Source organism: Blattabacterium sp. (Blattella germanica) str. Bge (assembly GCF_000022605.2).
In the GTDB taxonomy this organism is placed as follows: domain Bacteria; phylum Bacteroidota; class Bacteroidia; order Flavobacteriales; family Blattabacteriaceae; genus Blattabacterium.
In genome coordinates this window covers 166,627-188,187 of sequence record NC_013454.1, presented here as the reverse complement: position 1 = coordinate 188,187, position 21,561 = coordinate 166,627, and the positions used below count along the sequence as shown (strand labels likewise).

13 protein-coding genes, 7 tRNA genes and 1 pseudogene are annotated in these 21,561 nt (G+C 29.1%); 3 read left to right on the top strand and 18 right to left on the bottom strand.

Annotated elements, in window-relative coordinates; genetic code table 11:
- Window positions 1–2: 2 nt before the first annotated feature.
- The 17 genes and pseudogenes from rpoC to ileS all read right to left on the bottom strand — a co-directional run bounded on the left by rpoC (window position 3) and on the right by ileS (window position 17,250).
- On the bottom strand, window positions 3–4,235 hold the full coding sequence (rpoC, locus tag BLBBGE_RS00890) for a DNA-directed RNA polymerase subunit beta' (RefSeq protein ID WP_012840718.1): 4,233 nt from the start codon (window positions 4,233–4,235) through the stop codon (window positions 3–5).
- A 27-nt stretch (window positions 4,236–4,262) separates the two neighbouring features.
- Entirely contained in the window at window positions 4,263–8,084 is a 3,822-nt protein-coding gene (gene rpoB / locus BLBBGE_RS00885) for a DNA-directed RNA polymerase subunit beta (protein ID WP_012840717.1), read from the bottom strand.
- Window positions 8,085–8,123: 39 nt separating this feature from the next.
- Window positions 8,124–8,495, bottom strand: a complete 372-nt coding sequence (rplL, locus tag BLBBGE_RS00880; protein ID WP_012840716.1) for a 50S ribosomal protein L7/L12 — start codon at window positions 8,493–8,495, stop codon at window positions 8,124–8,126.
- Between the two features lie 12 nt (window positions 8,496–8,507).
- Window positions 8,508–9,026, bottom strand: a pseudogene (gene rplJ, locus BLBBGE_RS00875) (50S ribosomal protein L10); the annotation flags it as partial.
- Window positions 9,027–9,051: 25 nt separating this feature from the next.
- Entirely contained in the window at window positions 9,052–9,747 is a 696-nt protein-coding gene (gene rplA / locus BLBBGE_RS00870) for a 50S ribosomal protein L1 (RefSeq protein WP_012840714.1), read from the bottom strand.
- Window positions 9,748–9,766: 19 nt separating this feature from the next.
- On the bottom strand, window positions 9,767–10,204 hold the full coding sequence (gene rplK / locus BLBBGE_RS00865; RefSeq protein ID WP_012840713.1) for a 50S ribosomal protein L11: 438 nt from the start codon (window positions 10,202–10,204) through the stop codon (window positions 9,767–9,769).
- Window positions 10,205–10,213: 9 nt separating this feature from the next.
- Window positions 10,214–10,768 (bottom strand): transcription termination/antitermination protein NusG, encoded by a 555-nt coding sequence (gene nusG, locus BLBBGE_RS00860; RefSeq protein WP_012840712.1) that lies wholly within the window; start codon window positions 10,766–10,768, stop codon window positions 10,214–10,216.
- Window positions 10,769–10,777: 9 nt separating this feature from the next.
- Window positions 10,778–10,963, bottom strand: a complete 186-nt coding sequence (gene secE / locus BLBBGE_RS00855) for a preprotein translocase subunit SecE (RefSeq protein ID WP_012840711.1) — start codon at window positions 10,961–10,963, stop codon at window positions 10,778–10,780.
- A gap of 25 nt (window positions 10,964–10,988) precedes the next feature.
- A tRNA-Trp gene (locus BLBBGE_RS00850) sits at window positions 10,989–11,061 on the bottom strand.
- Window positions 11,062–11,077: 16 nt separating this feature from the next.
- Entirely contained in the window at window positions 11,078–12,265 is a 1,188-nt protein-coding gene (gene tuf / locus BLBBGE_RS00845; RefSeq protein ID WP_012840710.1) for an elongation factor Tu, read from the bottom strand.
- A 27-nt stretch (window positions 12,266–12,292) separates the two neighbouring features.
- Window positions 12,293–12,364 (bottom strand) — tRNA-Thr (locus BLBBGE_RS00840).
- A gap of 29 nt (window positions 12,365–12,393) precedes the next feature.
- A tRNA-Gly gene (locus BLBBGE_RS00835) sits at window positions 12,394–12,466 on the bottom strand.
- Between the two features lie 15 nt (window positions 12,467–12,481).
- A tRNA-Tyr gene (locus BLBBGE_RS00830) sits at window positions 12,482–12,565 on the bottom strand.
- Window positions 12,566–12,571: 6 nt separating this feature from the next.
- A tRNA-Thr gene (locus BLBBGE_RS00825) sits at window positions 12,572–12,645 on the bottom strand.
- 96 nt (window positions 12,646–12,741) lie between these two features.
- Complete coding sequence (locus BLBBGE_RS00820) at window positions 12,742–13,386, bottom strand: lipoprotein signal peptidase (RefSeq protein ID WP_012840709.1); 645 nt, start codon at window positions 13,384–13,386, stop codon at window positions 12,742–12,744.
- An 11-nt stretch (window positions 13,387–13,397) separates the two neighbouring features.
- Entirely contained in the window at window positions 13,398–13,793 is a 396-nt protein-coding gene (locus tag BLBBGE_RS00815) for a molecular chaperone DnaK (protein ID WP_012840708.1), read from the bottom strand.
- Window positions 13,794–13,800: 7 nt separating this feature from the next.
- Window positions 13,801–17,250, bottom strand: coding sequence for an isoleucine--tRNA ligase (ileS, locus tag BLBBGE_RS00810; protein ID WP_012840707.1), 3,450 nt, complete (start codon window positions 17,248–17,250; stop codon window positions 13,801–13,803).
- Window positions 17,251–17,313: 63 nt separating this feature from the next.
- On the opposite strand from ileS, the gene mutS reads away from it, so the two are divergent.
- The 3 genes from mutS to BLBBGE_RS00795 all read left to right on the top strand — a co-directional run bounded on the left by mutS (window position 17,314) and on the right by BLBBGE_RS00795 (window position 19,998).
- Complete coding sequence (gene mutS / locus BLBBGE_RS00805; protein WP_012840706.1) at window positions 17,314–19,725, top strand: DNA mismatch repair protein MutS; 2,412 nt, start codon at window positions 17,314–17,316, stop codon at window positions 19,723–19,725.
- A 106-nt stretch (window positions 19,726–19,831) separates the two neighbouring features.
- Window positions 19,832–19,904 (top strand) — tRNA-Gly (locus BLBBGE_RS00800).
- A 9-nt stretch (window positions 19,905–19,913) separates the two neighbouring features.
- Window positions 19,914–19,998: transfer RNA gene (locus BLBBGE_RS00795), tRNA-Leu, on the top strand.
- Here BLBBGE_RS00795 and guaB read toward each other — a convergent pair.
- The gene (gene guaB / locus BLBBGE_RS03170) at window positions 19,980–21,449 is read right to left on the bottom strand and encodes an IMP dehydrogenase (RefSeq protein WP_012840705.1); all 1,470 of its coding nucleotides are present in this window, start codon (window positions 21,447–21,449) and stop codon (window positions 19,980–19,982) included. The genes BLBBGE_RS00795 and guaB overlap by 19 nt on opposite strands.
- Window positions 21,450–21,561 lie beyond the last annotated feature (112 nt).

The following is a 21,561-nucleotide window of genomic DNA, read 5'->3' as shown; positions in this document are numbered from 1 at the left end:
ATTTATTGCAAAATTTCTGGATGAACATTTTCATATTCTCTTAATCCAGTTCCTGCAGGAATTTTATGCCCCACTATCACATTTTCTTTCAATCCATATAAATAATCAGTTTTGCTACTTATCGCGGCTTCACTTAAAACTTTTGTTGTTTCTTGAAATGAAGCTGCTGATATAAAAGATTTGGTTTGCAAAGCAGCTCGTGTTATTCCTTGTAATATCGGTCTAGCAGTAGCAGGAATTGCATTTCTAGTTTTTATCAATTTTTTATTTTTGTATTTTAAAACGGCATTTTCATTCCTCAAATCTCTATAATTAATAATATCACCTATTTTGAAAATAGTGGAATTTCCAGAATCTTCAACTACTTTCATCTGATAAATTCTATCATTTTCTTCTATAAAGTCATCTTTATATTCTATATTTCCTTCTAAAAATTTAGTATCACCTACATCTATAACTTCGACTTTTCTCATCATTTGCAAAACAATAACTTCAAAATGTTTATCATTTATTTTTACACCTTGCAAACGGTAGACTTCTTGTATTTCTTTAACTAAATATTCTTGAACAGCTCTAGGTCCTCTTATATTTAAAATATCATTAGGAGTAACGGCCCCATCTGATAGAGGCATTCCTGCTTTTACATAATCATTTTCTTGAACAAGTATTTGATTAGATAATTTGACAAGATATTTTCTGATCTCTCCTGTTTTAGATTCTACAATAATTTCCCTATTTCCTCTTTTTATTTTTCCATGACTCACTATTCCATCCATTTCTGAAACCACTGCTGGATTAGAAGGATTTCGTGCTTCAAATAATTCAGATAAACGAGGCAATCCCCCTGTTATATCTCCAGATTTAGCAGATTTTCTAGGAACTTTAACTAAAATTTTTCCTACATCTATTTTTTCTTCATTTTCCACCATTAAATGAGCTCCCACTGGGAGATTATATACTTTTAATTCTTCGTTTTTATCATTCAGTATTTTTAATGTTGGAACTAAATTTTTATTTCTTACTTCTGTTATTACTTTTTCTTGAAATCCAGTTTGTTCATCTATTTCAACTTGAAAAGTAACACCTTGTTCTAAATGTTGATAAGATATAATTCCGGAAAACTCTGCAACAATAACTGCATTATATAAATCCCATTTACAAATCATATCTCCTGTTTTTAACAGATCTCCATGATTTACATACAAGGAAGCTCCATAAGGAATGTTATTAATCATCAAAATAGATGATTTTTTTTGATTAAAAAGTTTCATTTCTGTAGATCTAGAAACTACTATTCCTATTTCCTCAGAATCTTTTTTCGTTTTTACAATTTTTAAATCTTCGAATTCTACAATTCCATCATATTTAGCTCTGATTTGTGAAGATTCAGTAATATTACCTGCTGTTCCCCCAACATGAAAAGTACGCAATGTTAATTGAGTTCCTGGTTCTCCAATAGATTGAGCTGCTATAACTCCTACTGCCTCTCCTTTTTTAACTATTTCTCCTGTTGATAAATTACGACCATAACATTTAGAACAAATCCCCATTTTTGCTTCACAAGTTAAAGGAGATCTAACCTCTACCATTTCAATTCCAGATTGATCAATTATTTTTGCTATTTTTTCGTCTATCATATCCCCAGAAGAGATTATCAATTGATCGTATTTTGGGTGATAAACATCATTTAAAGATATACGACCTAAAATTCTATCAAATAAAGTTTCTACTATCTCTTCATTTTTTTTTAATGCAGATATTTCCAAACCACGTAAAGTATTACAGTCTTCCATTTTGATAATCACATCTTGAGCCGCATCAACTAAACGTCTAGTAAGATATCCAGCATCTGCTGTTTTTAATGCTGTATCTGCTAATCCTTTACGAGCACCATGAGTGGATATAAAATATTCCAAAATAGAAAGTCCCTCTCTAAAATTGGAGATAATGGGATTTTCAATAATTTCTCCTCCAGAAGATCCAGCTTTTTGAGGTTTTGCCATTAATCCACGCATTCCAGAAAGTTGACGTATTTGTTCTTTAGATCCTCTAGCTCCAGAATCCAACATCATATATACAGGATTAAATCCTTGTCGATCTTCTCGCATATATTTCATTACTCTTTCTGTAAGCATAGCATTGGTATTGGTCCATATATCTATAACTTGATTATAACGTTCGTTATTTGTTATCAATCCCATGTTATAATTCATTTTGACATTATCAACCTGTTTGATAGCATAATCAACCATGTCTTTTTTATTATCAGGGATAATGATATCTCCTAATCCAAAAGAAAGACCCCCTTTAAATGCATTATAGAAACCTAATTCTTTAATATCATCTAAAAAATTAGCAGTAGTAGGAACATCTGTAAGATACAAAATTTTACCTATAATTTCTCTTAAAGATTTCTTTGTCAAAGATTCATTAATAAATCCGACTTTTTGAGGAACTACTTGATTGAACAATACTCTACCTACAGTCGTTTCTATTAATCTATTCGAAAATTTATCTTCTTCACGAATATTTACTTTTACCTTAATTAAAGCATGTAAATCGACTACTCTTTGATTATATGCTATTACTACTTCTTCTGGTGAATAAAAAATAAGTCCTTCTCCTTTAACTTTATCTTTAGAATCTGATAACAAAGGCTTTGTCATATAATATAATCCTAGTACCATATCTTGAGAAGGAACTGTAATCGGAGATCCATTAGCAGGATTTAATATATTTTGAGAGGCCAACATTAAAAGTTGAGCTTCCAAAATAGCACCATATGATAATGGCAAATGAACAGCCATTTGATCTCCATCAAAATCCGCATTAAAAGCAGCGCAAACTAAAGGATGCAATTGAATAGCCTTTCCTTCTATTAATTTTGGTTGAAAAGCTTGAATTCCTAATCTATGTAAAGTAGGAGCTCTATTTAATAATATAGGATGTCCTCTTAAAACATTTTCTAGAATATCCCATATCATAGGATCTCTTTTATCAATGATTTTTTTGGAAGATTTGACAGTTTTCACTATTCCTCTTTCTATTAATTTACGTATAATAAAAGGTTTATAAAGTTCTGCTGCCATATCTTTAGGAAGCCCACACTCATGTAATTTTAAATGTGGACCAACAACAATAACTGATCTTGCAGAATAATCTACCCTTTTACCAAGAAGATTTTGTCTAAAACGACCTTGTTTCCCTTTTAAAGCATCTGATAAAGATTTTAAAGGACGATTAGCTTCCGATTTTACTGCAGATACTTTTCTTGAATTATCAAAAAGAGAATCTACCGCTTCCTGAAGCATTCTTTTTTCATTTCTTAAAATGACTTCAGGAGCTTTAATTTCTATAAGTCTTTTTAAACGATTATTTCTTATAAGTACACGACGATATAAATCTGTCATATCAGAAGCAGCATAACGACCTCCATCTAAAGGAACTAAGGGTCTCAATTCAGGGGGAATGACAGACAACACATGAATAATCATCCAAGACGGTGTCCCTCCATTTTTTCCTTCTCTGAAAGCTTCTACTACTTGTAACCGTTTCAATGCTTCAATGCGTCTTTGTTTAGAAGTTTCATGGTGAGCTTGATTTCTTAATTCAGATGATAAAATATCTAAATCAATACGATTGAGAAGCTCTTCTATACATTCTGCTCCCATTTTAGCAATAAATTTATTTGGATCAGAATCTTCTAATTGTTGATTTCCTTTTGGAAGTTTGTTTAAAATATGTAAATATTCTTCTTCAGTTAAAAAATCACCTTTTTGAAAAGAAGATCCATCTGAACGAAAAGCTGATCCTCCTTGAATGACAACATATCGTTCATAATAAATAATCATTTCAAGTTTTTTAGCAGGTAACCCCAACAAATATCCAATTTTATTTGGAGAAGTTCGAAAACACCAAATATGAACAACAGGAACGACTAGACTAATATGCCCCATACGTTCTCTTCTAACCTTTTTTTCGGTCACTTCAACTCCACATCTATCACAAACAATTCCTTTATAACGAATTCTCTTATATTTTCCACATGCACATTCATAATCTTTCACTGGACCAAAAATCCGTTCACAAAAAAGACCATCTCTTTCTGGTTTATGAGTGCGATAATTTATAGTTTCCGGTTTTAATACTTCTCCATGAGATTCTTTCAATATAGCTTCTGGAGAAGCTAACCTAATAGTTACTTTATTAAACTTGTTGTTTTTCTTTCTATTCATTGATTTTACACATATAATGAAAAAATATCACTCTTCTAAACGTATATCTAATCCTAATCCTTTTAATTCATAGCAAAGAACATTAAAAGATTCTGGATTATTGGGTTCAGGCATGGGTTCCCCCTTTACTATAGCTTCATAAGTTTTAGCTCTTCCTACTACATCATCTGATTTAACTGTTAATATTTCACGCAAAATATTAGAAGCTCCAAAAGCTTCTAATGCCCACACTTCCATTTCTCCAAAACGCTGACCTCCAAATTGGGCTTTTCCACCTAAAGGTTGTTGAGTGATTAAAGAATAAGGGCCTATTGAACGAGCATGCATTTTGTCATCAACCATATGACCCAATTTTAACATATATATTACTCCAACAGTAGCCGGTTGATCAAACTTTTCTCCTGTTCCTCCATCAAACAAATAAGTAGTTCCAAAACGAGGAATTTTAGCTTTATCTGTATATTCACAAATTTGATCTATTGTAGCTCCATCAAATATAGGAGTAGAAAATTTTCTATTTAATTTCTGACCTGCCCAACCGAGCACTGTTTCATATATTTGTCCTATGTTCATTCTAGAAGGAACTCCCAATGGATTTAAAACAATATCCACTGGACTCCCATCTTCTAAAAATGGCATATCTTCTACTCTAAGTATACGTGCAACGACTCCCTTATTTCCATGTCTTCCTGCCATTTTATCTCCTACTTTTAATTTTCTTTTTTTTGCAATATATACTTTTGCCATTTTAATGATTCCTGAAGGTAGCTCATCTCCAACTGTAATAGAAAATTTTTTATGTTTTAAAATACTAGTCAAATCGCCTACTGCTATTTGATAATTATGCAAAATTTCAGAAATCAAATCGTTAGTTTCAGGATCATCTGTCCAACTATTAGAAAAAACTCCTATATAATCCGATATTTTTTCAAGTTTTTTTATATTAAACTTGCTTCCTTTAGCTATAATCTCCTTATTTTTTTCATTGAAAACGGAACTGTTACATAATTTCCATTTAAAACAGAAAATAATTTTTATTAAAAGATTTCTAAGATCTAAAAATTTTTTTTCATATTTTTTTTCTAAACATTCTATTTTTATTTTGTCCTGTGTTCTAGTTTGCTTATCCTTTATACTTCTGATAAAAAGCTTTGTATCTATAACTACTCCAAATAAAGATGGTTCGGCTCTTAAAGAAGCGTCTTTTACATTTCCTGCTTTATCTCCAAAAATAGCTCTCAATAATTTTTCTTCTGGAGTCGGATCAGATTCTCCTTTAGGTGTTATTTTACCAATAAGAATATCTCCAGGTTTAACCTCTGCTCCAACTCTTATGATCCCATTTTCATCCAAATCTTTAGTAGCTTCTTCACTAACATTAGGAATATCATTAGTTAATTCTTCCATTCCTAATTTTGTATCACGAACATCTAAAGAATATTCATCTATATGTATAGAAGTAAACCAATCTTCACTAACTACTTTCTCAGAAATTAAAACAGCATCTTCAAAATTATACCCGTTACACGGAATAAAAGCTGCTTTCAAATTTCTTCCTAAAGCTAATTCTCCATTTTCTGTCGCATAACCTTCACACAAAATTTGTCCTTTTACAATTCTCATTCCCTTTTTTACAATAGGCTTCAAATTAATACATGTATTTTGATTCGTTTTTCTAAATTTAATAAGATCATAAACCTGAACATCATCATCAAAGCTAACTAAAGCTTCTTTATCTGTTTTATCATAACGAACAATTATCTTTTTTGAATCAATATACTCGACTATTCCATTTTTTTTTGCATTAATTAAAATCCGAGAATCCCTTGCAACCTGTTGTTCCAATCCAGTTCCTACAATAGGAGCATCAGGTTTTAATAATGGAACAGCTTGACGCATCATATTAGAACCCATAAGTGCTCTATTAGCATCATCATGTTCCAAAAAAGGAATTAAGGAAGCAGAAATAGAAGCTATTTGATTAGGAGCTACATCAATATAATCTACTTGATTGGATTGTACTATCGGAAAATCTCCATCTTCACGAGCTATAATTCTATCAGATAAAAAATTTCCATATTGATCAATAGCATTAGCTTGTGCTATAATTTTTCCTTCTTCTTCTTCTGCACTTAAATATTTTACCTCGGATTTTAAATCTACTTTTTTCTGAAAAACTGTTCTGTAAGGGGTTTCTACAAAACCCATATTATTTATTTTTGCAAATACAGAAAGAGAAGATATTAATCCTATGTTGGGGCCTTCTGGTGTTTCAATTGGACACAATCTTCCATAATGAGAGTAATTAACATCTCTAACTTCAAAACCAGCTCTTTCTCTAGATAAACCACCAGGACCTAAAGCTGAAAGTCTTCTTTTATGAGTGATTTCAGATAAAGGATTTGTCTGATCCATAAATTGAGATAATTGATTCGTTCCAAAAAAAGTATTGATTACCGATGACAAAGTTTTAGCATTAATAAGATCTACTGGCATGAAAACTTCATTATCACGAACATTCATTCTTTCTCTTATAGTTCTAGCCATTCTTGCTAAACCAATGCTAAATTGAGTATAAAGTTGTTCTCCAACAGTTCTAACACGTCTATTAGATAAATGATCAATATCATCTACTTCTCTTTTAGAATTAAACAAAGCATTTAAATGATCTACAATCGCAATAATATCTTTTTTTGTTAAAACCAAGTGATTTGGATCTATATTTAATTCAAGACGTTTATTTAATCTGTATCTTCCTACAGGCCCTAAACTGTATCTAGTATCAGAAAAAAAAAGTTTATCTATAACTCCTCTAGCAGTTTCCTCATCCGGAGGTTCCGTGTTTCTAAGTTGTCTATAAATATATTCTACTGCTTCTTTTTCTGAGTTAGTTGGATCCTTGTGTAAGGTGTTATAAATAATTGAATAATCTTTTTTTCTTCCTCCTTCTTTATGCAACAAAACAGTTTTTATTTCATGATTCTTCAGAAGATCAATATGTTCTTCTTTTAAAAGAACATCTCTATCTATAAGAATTTCATTTTTTTCTATAGAAACCACTTCTCCTGTATCTTCATCCACAAAATCTTCATGCCATATTCTTAAAATTCTAGCCGCCAAAGTTCTATTTAAAATGTTCTTGCTCTCATCTGTAATTTTAATTTCTTCAGCTAAGTCAAAAATTTCCAATATATCTTTATCTCTTTCATATCCTATAGAACGCAATAAAGTTGTCATTGGTAATTTTTTCTTTCTATCGATATATGCATACATAACATTATTAATGTCCGTAGCGAATTCTATCCATGAACCCTTAAATGGAATAATTCTAGCAGAATAAAGTTTAGTTCCATTAGCATGATGAGATTGACCAAAAAAGACCCCTGGAGAACGATGTAATTGAGAAACAATTACCCTTTCTGCTCCATTAAAAATAAATGAACCAGAAGGAGTCATATAAGGACATGTTCCTAAATAAACATCTTGATAGACTGTTTCAAAATCTTCGTGTTCAGGATCTGTACAATACAATTTTAATTTAGCTTTCAAAGGAACACTATAAGTTAATCCTCTTTCAATACATTCTTCTATAGAATATCTAGGAGAATCTATAGAATAACCTTTAAATTCTAAAACAAAAGAATTTCTTGCATCTGAAATTGGAAAATTTTCTGTAAAAGCTTTGAATAACCCCTCATTCTTCCTGTTTTCAGGTTTTGTATCTAATTGAAAAAATTCTTTAAATGACTTTATTTGGATGTCCAAAAAATCAGGATACTCGACTTGTTTTGCTACTGAAGAAAAAGTAATTCTTTCTGATATTTTTTCTGTATTCTCTGTATTCACCAATTTTAGTTTAATGGATATTATTTTAAAAAAAAAACTATATTATTTCAATTCTACTTCAGCTCCTATTTCTTCAAATTTATTTTTTAAATCTTCTGCTTCTTTTTTATTCACAGATTCTTTAAGAACACTAGGAATATTATCTACTAAATCCTTAGATTCCTTAAGTCCTTTTCCAGTTGTTTCTTTCACCAATTTCACCACGGATAATTTAGAATTTCCAGATGATTTCAAAATTATGTTAAAAATATTTTTTTCCTCTTTTTTAGAGATCTTCTCTTCTTGAGAAGATAAATTTTCCGATTTTACCAAACTAGATGGCTCTATTCCATATTTTTTTTTTAAGATTAAGGCCAATTCATTAACTTGTTTAACAGTTAAATTCACTAATTGTTCTGCCAGCTTTTCTATCATAATTATTTTTTTTTATAATGATTTAGAAGATAAAGATTCTAAAATTCCACATACTTTATGTTTCGTCGAATTTAAAAAAGATAAAATAATATTTTTCATTGGAAATTGGAGAATATGCAATATATCAACAATCAAATCTTCTTTGGATTTAATGTTGATCAGAAAATCCAAATCTTTATTTCCAAAATAAAAAGATTCCTGAACATAAGCTCCTTTTAAATATGGTTTTTCAATTCTTTCTTGAATATGAAAATGTTTTATTATTTTTGAAGCAATATTTCCTTTTTCAAAATTTGAAAATAAAATAGTAGTATTTCCATTCAAAATAGAAAAAAATGAATCAAACTTTTTGTTGTTTATTTTTTCTAAAGCTTTTTTCAACAAAGTATTTTTGACTACTTTCATCCTAATGTTGAACTCATGAAAATTTTTTCTAAAAACAGATATTTGATTAGAATTTAAATCGGATATATCAATGAAATATATTGTTTCATTTTCAGATAATATAGAAACTAATTCCAACAATTTTTTTTCTTTATTTTTTTATTTTTTATATTCATGTGTTCAAAAAGCTTTTTGAATCCAATGGAATACTATTGCTCATAGTGGCAGATAAATGAATACTCTTAATATAAACACCTTTGGAAGTAGAAGGTTTGTTTCGAATAATTGTCATCATAAATTCTTTTATGTTATTCAGTAAATATTGATTTGAAAAAGAAACTCTTCCTATTGAAGCATGAACAATTCCATAACGATCTGCTTTAAAAGAAATTCTCCCAGATTTAATCTCTTTGATAGACTTACCTGGATTTTTAGAAACAGTATCCATTTTAGGATTTGGCATCAAGCCTTTGGGTCCTAATATTTTTCCTATAGTTCCTAACTGATTCATAATAGAAGGAGTAGCAACAATAATATCAACATTTGTCCATCCAGATTTAATTTTTTCAATATAATCTAATCCAACATAATCAGCACCAGCTTCTTTAGATTCTGATTCCTTTTCTTTATCTACTAAAGCTAAAATACAAACATTTTTTCCTGTTCCATGAGGTAATTTAACCGTTCCTCTAACCATTTGATTGGGTAAACGAACATCAATTCCAAGATGCACAGAAATGTCAATAGAGGCATCAAACTTCACAAAGGTTACTTCCTTGATAAGAAGAACAGCTTCTTCCAAAGAATATTTTTTATTAGAAATTTTTTCTAAAATTTTTTTTCTGTTTTTGGTTAGTTTTCTTGACATATGATGAAATGGAATATTTTTAGGTTTCTATTTCTATTCCCATAGATCTTGCGGTTCCAGAAATCATAGATATAGCAGACTGAATTGAAATACAATTCAAATCTTCTATTTTATTTTTTGCAATCATTTTAATTTGATCTAAACTGATTTTTCCAATTTTGGATCTATTAGATTCTTTAGATCCTTTTTCTTTTTTCATCATGTTCAATAATTGAATAGAAACCGGAGGTTTCTTGATAATAAAAGAAAATGATTTATCTTCATATACAGTTATGACCACTGGACATATTTCTCCTTTTCTTTCTTGAGTACGAAAATTGTATTGTTTACAAAATTCCATTATATTGACTCCAGAACTTCCTAAAATAGGTCCTACTGGTGGAGCTGGACTCGCCTTTCCTCCATTTATTTTTTGAATTTTAATCCTTTTTATAATTCTTTTATTTTCTTTAGTCATGATCCAATTTTAAATTTTTTCTATTTGTGTAAAATTTAATTCCAATGGAGTTTTTCTACCAAAAATCAAAACAGCTAATTCTAATTTTCTTTTTTCTTCATTAATCTTTTCAATGGTCCCATTAAAACCAGTAAAAGGACCATCTATAACTTTAATCGTTTCTCCAACTACGAAAGGAATACTAATATTTTCATAATTTTCAGATAATTCATCTATTTTTCCCAACATTTTATTAACTTCTTCTTTTCTCATAGGGATAGGAACAGCGGAACTTCCTTTTCCTTCACTTAAAAAATTAATAACTCCAGGAACATTTTTAATCGCATGAACAGCTTCTCCTTCTAAATTGGCTTCCACCATGACATATCCGGGATAATGAACTTTTTCTCTATGAATTTTTTTTCCTTTTCTCATTTGTATAACTTTTTCTATAGGAACCAATACTTTTCCTATATGTTCTTGAAATCCATTATCTCTAATTTCATTCTCAATATATGATTTCACTTTATTCTCTTGTCCACTAATAGTTTTAATGACATACCATTTTCTATCCAAATCACTCATACAATTTTATTATAGAGAAAATAATCTCTTAATTAAAAAAATGAAAAAAACATCTACTCCATATAAAAATATGGATAGAAATATAGAAAAAAAAGATACCATTATTGTTGTTCCTTGTAAATCTTCCCACTTAGGCCATGTAATACAATGAAAAAATTCATCATAAACTTCCAAAAAAAAATTATTTTTTTTCATACTACGATTTTTGTGAAAAATCATGCACGGACGGTAAGAATCGAACTTACGACCTTCGGTTTTGGAGACCGATGCTCTACCAACTGAGCTACATCCGTATCAAAAATAAGAATATTAATCCATTATCTGAATAACTTGTCCTGCTCCTACAGTTTTTCCTCCCTCACGAATGGCAAAACGTAAGTTTTCACTCAATGCAATAGGCTGATGCAATTCCACCTCCATAGAAACATTATCACCCGGCATTACCATTTCTACTCCCTCTGGAAGATGAATTTCTCCTGTAACATCTGTTGTTCTCAAATAAAATTGAGGACGATATTTATTATGAAAAGGAGTGTGTCGTCCTCCTTCTTCCTTTGTGAGAATATATACTTCAGATTTAAACTTTTTATGAGGTTTCACGGATCCTGGTTTTCCAATAACCATTCCTCTTCGAATATCTTTTTTTTCTATTCCCCGTAACAAAAGTCCTACATTATCTCCAGCTTGACCTTTATCCAATATTTTTCTAAACATTTCAACTCCTGTTACAGTAGAAGATAATTTTTTATCTCCCATCCCTATAATATCCACTAAATCTCCAGTATTAATCATTCCACTTTCTATACGACCTGTAGCCACTGTTCCTCTTCCTGTTATAGTGAAAACATCTTCTACAGGCATTAAAAATGGTTTATCCATTTCTCTAACAGGTTCAGGAATGTAATCATCTAATATTTTCATAAGATCTTTAATCTTTTCAACCCATTTTTTTTCTCCATTTAAAGCCCCTAAAGCTGATCCTTGTACAATAGGAATATTTTCACCATCATATTCATATTTAGAAAGTAATTCTCTAATTTCCATTTCTACCAATTCCAATAATTCAGGATCATCAACCTGATCCACTTTATTCATAAATACTACAATTTTAGGAACTCCTACCTGACGAGCTAACAATATATGTTCTCTAGTTTGAGGCATAGGACCATCTGTCGCCGCTACTACTAAAATAGCTCCATCCATTTGAGCTGCTCCTGTTATCATATTTTTTACATAATCTGCATGTCCAGGACAATCGACATGAGCATAATGTCGTTTTTCTGTTTCATACTCTACATGAGATGTATTAATCGTAATACCTCTAGCTTTTTCCTCAGGAGCATTGTCTATGGAATCAAAACTTTTCTCTTCTGCTAATCCTATTTCCGATAATACTTTTGTAATAGAAGCAGTCAAAGTCGTTTTTCCATGATCTACATGACCTGTTGTTCCTATATTTAAATGTGGTTTGTCTCGTTTAAATTTTTCTTTTGCCATGATAAAATTATTAAAAAGTTCAAAAAAAGCCAACGGCGGGAATTGAACCCGTGCCCTCTTCCTTACCAAGGAAGTGCTCTACCACTGAGCTACATTGGCCATACATAATAATATTCTCATTTATTTAGAGCGGAAGACGGGATTCGAACCCGCGACATTCAACTTGGAAGGCTGATGCTCTACCAACTGAGCTACTTCCGCTTCACTTTTTATAAATGGGGAGAGCAGGATTCGAACCTGCGAAGGCAAAGCCAACAGATTTACAGTCTGTCCTCGTTAACCAGACTTGAGTATCTCCCCAAAACAAGCCGGTAGAGGGATTCGAACCCACGACCCCGAGATTACAAATCACGTGCTCTGACCAACTGAGCTACACCGGCAAATCAAATTTTATTCTTAACAATATTCGTAACAATGGAAATCAGGGTAGTACAAATCTATAGAGATTTTTATAATTCTCAAAAAAATAATAAATATCACAAAAATTTTACATTCCCAATTTTGTTTCTATATATGAAAAATAAAATAACACCAATAAATATAGATATATCGGCTATATTAAAAATAGGTTTAAAAAATTGAAAATGAAATCCTCCAAAAAAAGGAATCCAATTAGGAAAATGAGTATCTATTATAGGAAAATAAAACATATCTACAACACATCCTTCCATAAAGGAAGCATATCCTTTTTCATTAAAAAAAAAATTTATTTTAGATTTTCCTAAATATGGAATCCATTTATGATGTTTTTCACTATAAATTGTCCCCGTATCAAATAATAATCCATACAAAGCACTATCTAAAAAATTTCCTATAGCTCCTGATAAAATCAAACTAGTAGGAATAATTAAAGAATCAGAAGATTCTTTCTTCATATTCTTATAAAGGAAAAAAAATATTAATAAAACTAAAAAAAGACGAAATATACTTAACAATATTTTTCCATTATATCCTATTCCAAGATAAAAACCATAAGCCATTCCAGGATTTTCAATAAAAAAAATCCAAAAAAAAGGAAATATGGAAACCCCACTTCCCAATTCAAAATGAGTTTTTATATAAACTTTTAAGATTTGATCTATCAATAAAACAGAAAAAACAATTAAAAAAATTTTTTTCAAAAAATTAAAATTTACTTGTTTCTTTTTTCTACAAGTTTTTTTCCTTCTATACTTAAAGTAGTGTGAGGTACAGCCATTAGACGCCCTTTAGGAATTAATTTCTTTGTTATTCTACAAATTCCATAATCTTTATTTTCTACTCTGATTAAAGCAGCATTTAAACTGTTTATGAATTTCTGTAAGTGTTCCAAAATTTGAGCATTCTGTTCTTTACTTAAGGTTTCCGATCCTTCTTCAAAAGCTTTAAAAGTTGGATAAGTATCATCTGTTCCATTATCCTGATTATTAGAAAAAGAATCTTTAAGAATTGATAAATCTTTCTTAGCTTTTTCCAATTTTTCAAGTATAAGTTTACGAAACTCTTTTCTCTCCTCCATAGAATACCTTTGTTTTCCTTTTTCTTCCATTTCTTTCTTATATCTTTTCGACTTTTCGAATTTGTATATATAATTTCTCTTCAAAATTTTCTACAAAAAAAAATTCCATTTCTTTTTTGTTCATATTTTTTTCTTGTAAGAAAATATCAACAGCAAGAGTTTCTTGACACAGAAAATTTTTGTTTTTTTGTATAATCGATTGTATTTTTTGAACAGTTTTTATGTCGACTAATATTTTTTCAACTACATCATAGTTACGTTTTTTTCTTAATTTTTGTATATGTCTAATTAATTCTCTTATGAACCCTTCTTCTAGAAGAGAATCTGTCATTCGTAAATCTAATGCTATTGTCAATTCACGTTCAAATGAAATAGACCAACCCTTAATATACTCAGTAGTAATTTTTACATCTTCTAAAAAAAGAAGAATTTTTTCTCCTCTTAAAAAAATAACACATTTTTTATTTTTTTCTATTTCTCTGATTTTTTCTTGGGAGAATTTTTCTATAACATCGGAAATACTTCTAATTTTGCTTCCAAACCTAGGGCCCAAAGATTGATAATTTGGTTTAATGTGTTTAATCAATTCCAAGTTTTCATAAGAATCAGAAAATTCTATTTCTTTAACATTAGCTTCTTTCAAAAGTATTTTATATGATTTTGATTTGTTCAATTGAAAATATATTTTTTCATCAGAGATCAGAATGAGAACCTTTTGCAAAGGCTGACGAATTTTAATTCCATTTTTCTTTCGAATAGAAAAAATCATAGTAGTTATTCTTTGAATTAAAGACATTCTATTTTCCAATTCCTTATTAATTAAATTGAGATCATAGTTAGGAAAACATGTCCAATGAATACTTTTTCTGTTCTCTTGATTAGTAATAGAATTTAAATCTATATATAACTTTTCAGAAAAAAATGGAATAATAGGAGAAGTTAATTTTGCTACAGTAATTAAGCATTTGTAAAGAACTTGATATGCAGATATTTTATTTTCTGTATATTGATCCTTCCAAAATCTTCTTCTGCACAATCTTATGTACCAATTACTTAATTTATCTAATACAAAAGATGAAATTAAACGAGCTACTTTAGTCGGATTATAATTGGAATAATAATTATCTACTTTTTGAATCATAGAGTGCAATTCAGAAAGAATCCAAAAATCTAATTCTGTATAATTGAAACATTCTTCTTCTTTGTAAGAAAAACCATCAATATTAGCATACAAAACGAAAAAAGAATAAATATTATACAATGTTCCAAAAAATTTATTGATGACGGTATGAATTCCCTCTACATTAAATTTAAGATTGTCCCAAGGTTCGGAATTAAATATGATATACCAACGTATAGCATCAGGTCCATAATTATTGATTAAATCAAAAGGATTTAGGGTATTTCCTTTACTCTTAGACATTTTATGTCCATTTTTATCCAAAACCAATCCTGTTGATATTACATTTTTATATGCTGTAGAATGAAATAAAATACTACTAATGGTGTGCAAAGTAAAAAACCATCCTCTTGTTTGATCTATCCCTTCTGAAACCAAATCAGAAGGAAATAATAGATTTTTATCTATATATTCTTTGTTTTCGAAAGGATAATGAAATTGAGCATATGGCATAGCTCCTGAATCAAACCATACATCTACTAAATCAGATTCTCTCTTCATAGGTACTCCTTTTGGAGACACTAATATTATTTCATCTAAAACATGTTTATGCAAATCTATTTTGTTATAATTATCATTACTCATATCATCCAGTAAAAAATCTTTAAACATATTATAAGACATAAATCCATGTTGAATAGATTTTTGAATTTCCATAAATAATTCTTTTATAGACCCAATAACTATCTCTTCGTCTCCTTTTTCTGTTCTCCAAATAGGAAGAGGGGTCCCCCAGTACCTAGAACGTGATAAATTCCAATCTTTTGTGTTTTTCAACCAAGAATCAAAACGTTTTATACCTGTAAATTCAGGATGCCATTTTATTTTTTGATTCAATAAAATCATTTTATTTTTTTCTTCTGTTGTTTTAATAAACCATGAATTTAAAGGATAATAAAGTATAGGTTTTTCTGTTCTCCAGCAATGTGGATAAAAGTGAATGTGTTTTTCTTTTCTAAATATTTTTTGTTCTTTTTCCAAGAAAGAAATAATTTTATCATCTGTTGAAAAATGATTTTTATTTTTTGGATTGAAATCATTTTTCACATATTTTCCTCCAAATCCATGAGGAAAAATATTTATAAATCTACCTTGCAAATCCACTAAAGGAACAAGGACATTTTCTTCATTTAAAACCAACATTGGAGGAATTTTATATTTTTTGGCTATCATAAAATCTTCTATCCCAAATGTAGGAGATACATGAACAATCCCTGTCCCTTCATCTACCTTTACAAAATCTCCTTCTATAATTTGAAATGCATTGTTTTCGTTATGATAAGGTTTAAACCAAGGTAATAATTGTTCATATTTACTATAGATTAATTCTTTTCCTTTGAATTTTTTCATCTTTAAATAAGGTATTCTATATTCTTTGGAATTTTTGAAATTGGATAAATCTAATTCAAGATGATTTGAAACAGAATAAAACTTATTTGATAATAGTATTCTATGAATCAATTTTTCAGAAAAAATAATATTTTCTATTTGATAAGTGTAAGGATTATAAGTGCTTACTAAAATATAGTCTATATCATATCCAACAGCCAATGCAGTATTTGAAGGAAGAGTCCAAGGAGCAGTGGTCCATGATAAAAAATATATATCCCCTAAAATATTTTCTAATTTTTTGGGAAGAGTATTTTTTATAGCTTTAAATTTTAAAAATGGAGAGATTTGTTCCACTTTTTTGTAAGTTCCCGGCATATTTAATTCATGATGACTCAATCCTGTTCCTGCAGAAGGAGAATAAGGTTGAATAGAAAAATCTTTATAAATTAAATTTTTGCAATATAGTTTTTTAATCAACCACCATACACTTTCTATATATTTCGCATTACAAGTTAAAAATGAATCCTTTAAATTGATCCAATCTCCTATTTTTTCTATAAAAAATAACCATTCTTTTAACGATTGATCAACAAATTTTTTGCAAAATTGATTATACTCTTTTACACTTATTTTTTTTCCTATATCATTTTTAGTAATTCCCATTTTTTTTTCAACATTCAACTCAACAGGAAGACCATGAGTATCCCAACCTGCTTTTCTAAATACTTTTTTACCTTTAAGAGTATGATATCTACAAAAAATATCTTTTATAGTTCTAGCTAATATGTGATGGATTCCTGGTTTTCCATTTAAAGAAGGGGGGCCTTCATATAACACAAATGATTCTTTCGGTTCTTTTTTATTAGAAAAATTAAAGTTATTTTGAAGAATCTTATGTTTTTTCCAATATTCAGATATCTCTATGGTTATCCTATTAAGATCCAATTTTTTATATTCTCTAAATATTTTTGACATAAGGTTTTTATTGTGATAATAAATTAAAAATCTTCTATTTTACTCTAAATAAATACATTTTTTATGAATAAAAACGACAAATTTTATTGTAAAAAAAAAGAAGTAACTCCATTAATTCAGCAATATAATAATATAAAAACTAAATATCCAGATACAATTTTATTATTTCAAGTTGGGGATTTTTATGAAATTTTTGGAAAAGATGCTATTCAATGTTCTAAAATATTAAATATTGTTTTAACTAAACGATCTCATATTCATCTAGCAGGATTTCCTTATCATTCATTAAATACTTATTTACCAAAATTAATACGTTCAGGATTACGCGTAGCAATTTGTGATCAACTAGAAGAACCAAAAAAAGGAAAGAATATTGTGAAAAGAGGAGTCACTGAACTTGTGACACCAGGAATAGCTATAAATGAAAATATTCTAGAAACTAAATCAAACAATTTTTTAGCTTCTATTCATTTAGGAATAAAAAATTTAGGATTGAGTTTTCTAGATATTTCTACAGGAGAATTTTTTGTTACAGAAGATACAAAAAATAATGTATTACAATATTTAAAACTTTTTAATCCCAGTGAAATTCTTTTTCAAAGAAAAGAAAAAAAATTTGTGGATCAATTCTTAAGAAAAAAATATTATACCTTTTTAATGGAAGATTGGATATTTGATTATGGACTCGCATATGAAAAATTGACATCACATTTCAAGACAAATTCTCTAAAAGGATTTGGGATTAATGATCTAAAATTAGGAATTATTTCTTCTGGAGTGATATTGTCTTATCTACATAATACACATCATTTCAATATCAAACACATTTCTAACATACGAAGAATAAAAAAAGAAGAACATATGTGGATTGATAACTTTACCTTTCAAAATCTAGAAATTTTTCATTCTTTGAATAAAGAAGGAGTTCCTTTAATCAATATTATGGATCAAACAATAACGCCTATGGGAGGTCGATTGTTAAAAAATTGGATTCTTTTTCCTTTAATAAATATATTTCATATAAAAAAACGTCATCAAATAGTTCAAAAACTATATTCCAATCATATTCTACGAGATTTTATAAAAAAAAAACTTAAAGATATTCATGATATAGAAAGAATGATTTCAAAAATGGTTATAGGAAAAATTTCTCCTCGTGAAATATATACATTGCACAAATCTTTGATTTCCATTTCTGAAATAAAAAAATTTTTTTTATCTCAAGATTCTCAAATACTTACAGATATCGCAAATTCTTTTCAAGATTGTAAAATGATATCTGATAAAATTGTTAATACCATACAAGAGAATCCTCCACATCAAATTGAAAAAGGAAAAGGAAATGTAATCATAAAAGGATTTTCTAAAGAATTAGACGAAATTCGTATGCTCTATTTTTCGCAAAAAGAATATTTGGAAAAACTTCGCAAAATAGAACAATTAAATACAGGAATAAACAACTTAAAAATTGGATACAACAATATTTTTGGATACTTTTTTGAAGTAAAAGCTTCAAAAAAATATAAAGTACCATCTCATTGGATTCAAAAACAAACGTTGGCTAATTCTGGGAGATATATAACCGAAGAATTAAAAAATTATGAGTTGAAAATTTTGAATGCTGAACAAAAAATACTCTCTTTGGAAAAAAAAATATTCAATGATTTAATCAATCAAATTCTAGAAAAAATAAAACATTTACAAAAAAATGCGAAAGAAATTGCAAAATTAGATGTTTTATACTCCTTCTCTAATCTGGCATTAGAAAATAATTATGTAAAACCAGAAATCAATCACTCTTTAAAAATACACATTATCAAAGGAAGACATCCAGTTATTGAAAGACAATTTATATCCAAAATTTCTTACATTCCAAATGATATCATTTTAAATAAATCAGATCAACAAATTATGATCATAACAGGACCAAATATGTCCGGAAAATCTGCTATTTTACGTCAAACAGCTATTATTATACTTATGGCTCATATTGGAAGTTTTGTTCCAGCTAAATATGCAGAAATAGGATTAATAGACAAAATATTTAGTAGAGTAGGAGCTTCAGATAATATCTCTTTAGGAGAATCCACTTTTATGGTAGAAATGAACGAAACAGCAAGTATTCTAAATAATATTTCCAAAAGAAGTTTTCTTATTTTAGATGAAATAGGAAGAGGAACAAGTACTTATGATGGAATTTCAATAGCAAAATCTATAGTTGAATTTTTACATGAAAACAGTTTACGTCCTATGACCTTATTTGCAACTCATTATCATGAATTAAATGAAATGAGTACTATCTTTAAAAGAATAAAAAATTATCATGTTTCTGCAAAACAAATTGATGATGATATTATTTTCATGCGGAAACTAATGGTTGGAGGAAGTGAGCATAGTTTTGGAATTCACGTAGCAAAAATATCTGGAATGCCCATAAAAATTATTAATAGAGCTGAAGAAATATTAAGAAATTAAAAAAAAAAGAAATAGATCCCGTTAATTTTCTTTGAAAAAAAATTCAATTAAAGAAAAATAATTTGCTATATATACTAAAGTGTTTTTAAATTGTCGTATAGAATTGGCGAGAATAGCTCAGTTGGTAGAGCACGACCTTGCCAAGGTCGGGGCCGCGGGTTCAATTCCCGTTTCTCGCTTTTTATATCACCCGGGTGGTGGAATTGGTAGACACACAGGACTTAAAATCCTGTGATCATTGCGATCGTACGGGTTCAAATCCCGTCCCGGGTATTATAGTTTGGAGTTTCTTTTGTAATGCTAACACTGTGTGGATGATTTTCTTTTAATCCAGAATTGGTGATTCTTACAAATTTTCCTGTTTTCATAAGCTCAGTAATAGATGAAACTCCACAATAACCCATTCCAGAACGCAATCCACCACAAATTTGATAAATTGTATCTTTCATTTTTCCTTTATAAGGAACTATAGCTTCTATTCCTTCTGGAACAGATTTTTCACTAAATTGAAAATAACGATCTTTGCTCCCTCTTTTCATAGCAATTAAAGATCCCATACCAACATAAGTTTTAAACTTTCTTCCTTGGAAAATAACTTCTTCTCCAGGAGATTCATCCGTTCCTGCGAATAAACTACCAATCATAACAGAACTAGCCCCTGCCGCAATAGCTTTTACTACATCTCCTGAATATCTAATCCCCCCATCGGAAACCACATTAACATTTCTATCTTTAGCATATTCATATACATCATTAATAGCTGTTATTTGAGGCATTCCTACTCCAGCTATCACTCTCGTAGTACAAATAGAACCAGATCCTATTCCTACTTTTAAAACAGTAGAACCTGCATCTATTAAATCTTTAGCTCCTTCTTTTGTCACTACGTTTCCAGCCAATAATGGAATTCTGGGAAAAGAAAAACGAATTGATTTAATAATTTTCAATACTCTAGAAGAATGACCATGAGCTGAATCTATAGCTATAATATCCACCCCCATTTTCACCAAAGATTCAACTCTTTCTAAAGTATGTTTATCTATTCCAATAGCAGCTCCTACATGTAGACGTCCTTTAGAATCTTTACATGCATTTGGGTACTCAATTAAATTATCAATATCTCTAATTGTGATTAATCCTACCAATTTATGATTATCATCTATAATGGGCAATTTTTCTATTCTTTCCTTCAACAAAATATTTTTTGCCTTTTCCAGAGTTATATTTTTTTTAGAAGTAATCAAATTTTCTTTTGTCATTACTTCTTCTACTAAAGAATCCAGATTTATACGATATTTGATATCTCTTCTCGTAATAATTCCCACTAATGAATAATCTTTTTCTATAACAGGAAGTCCAGATATTTTATATTTATTCATAAGATATTGGGCATGTCTCAGTGTAGAATTTCTGGAAAGAGTAATAGGATCATCTATCATTCCACTTTCGCTTCTTTTTACCCTATAAACTTCTTCTGACTGATTTTTTATACTCATGTTTTTATGAATAATTCCTATTCCTCCTTCTCTAGCTATGGATATAGCTAAAGAAGATTCAGTTACTGTATCCATAGCAGCACTCAATATGGGAATATTAAGTGAAATATCAGGAGTTAGATAAGTTTTAAGAGAGACTTCTGACGGAAGTATTGAAGAATAAGAAGGAACAAGCAAAACATCATCAAAAGTTAGAGCCTCTTTTAAAATTTTTTTATTTAAAGACATAATTTTTATTTATAAAAATATATAATTTTGTTTAGTCGAATGAAAAAACAGAATTTCATGATGTTCTTATTTTCATGCCTTTCAATTAAGAAAAAAAAATACAAATAATGAT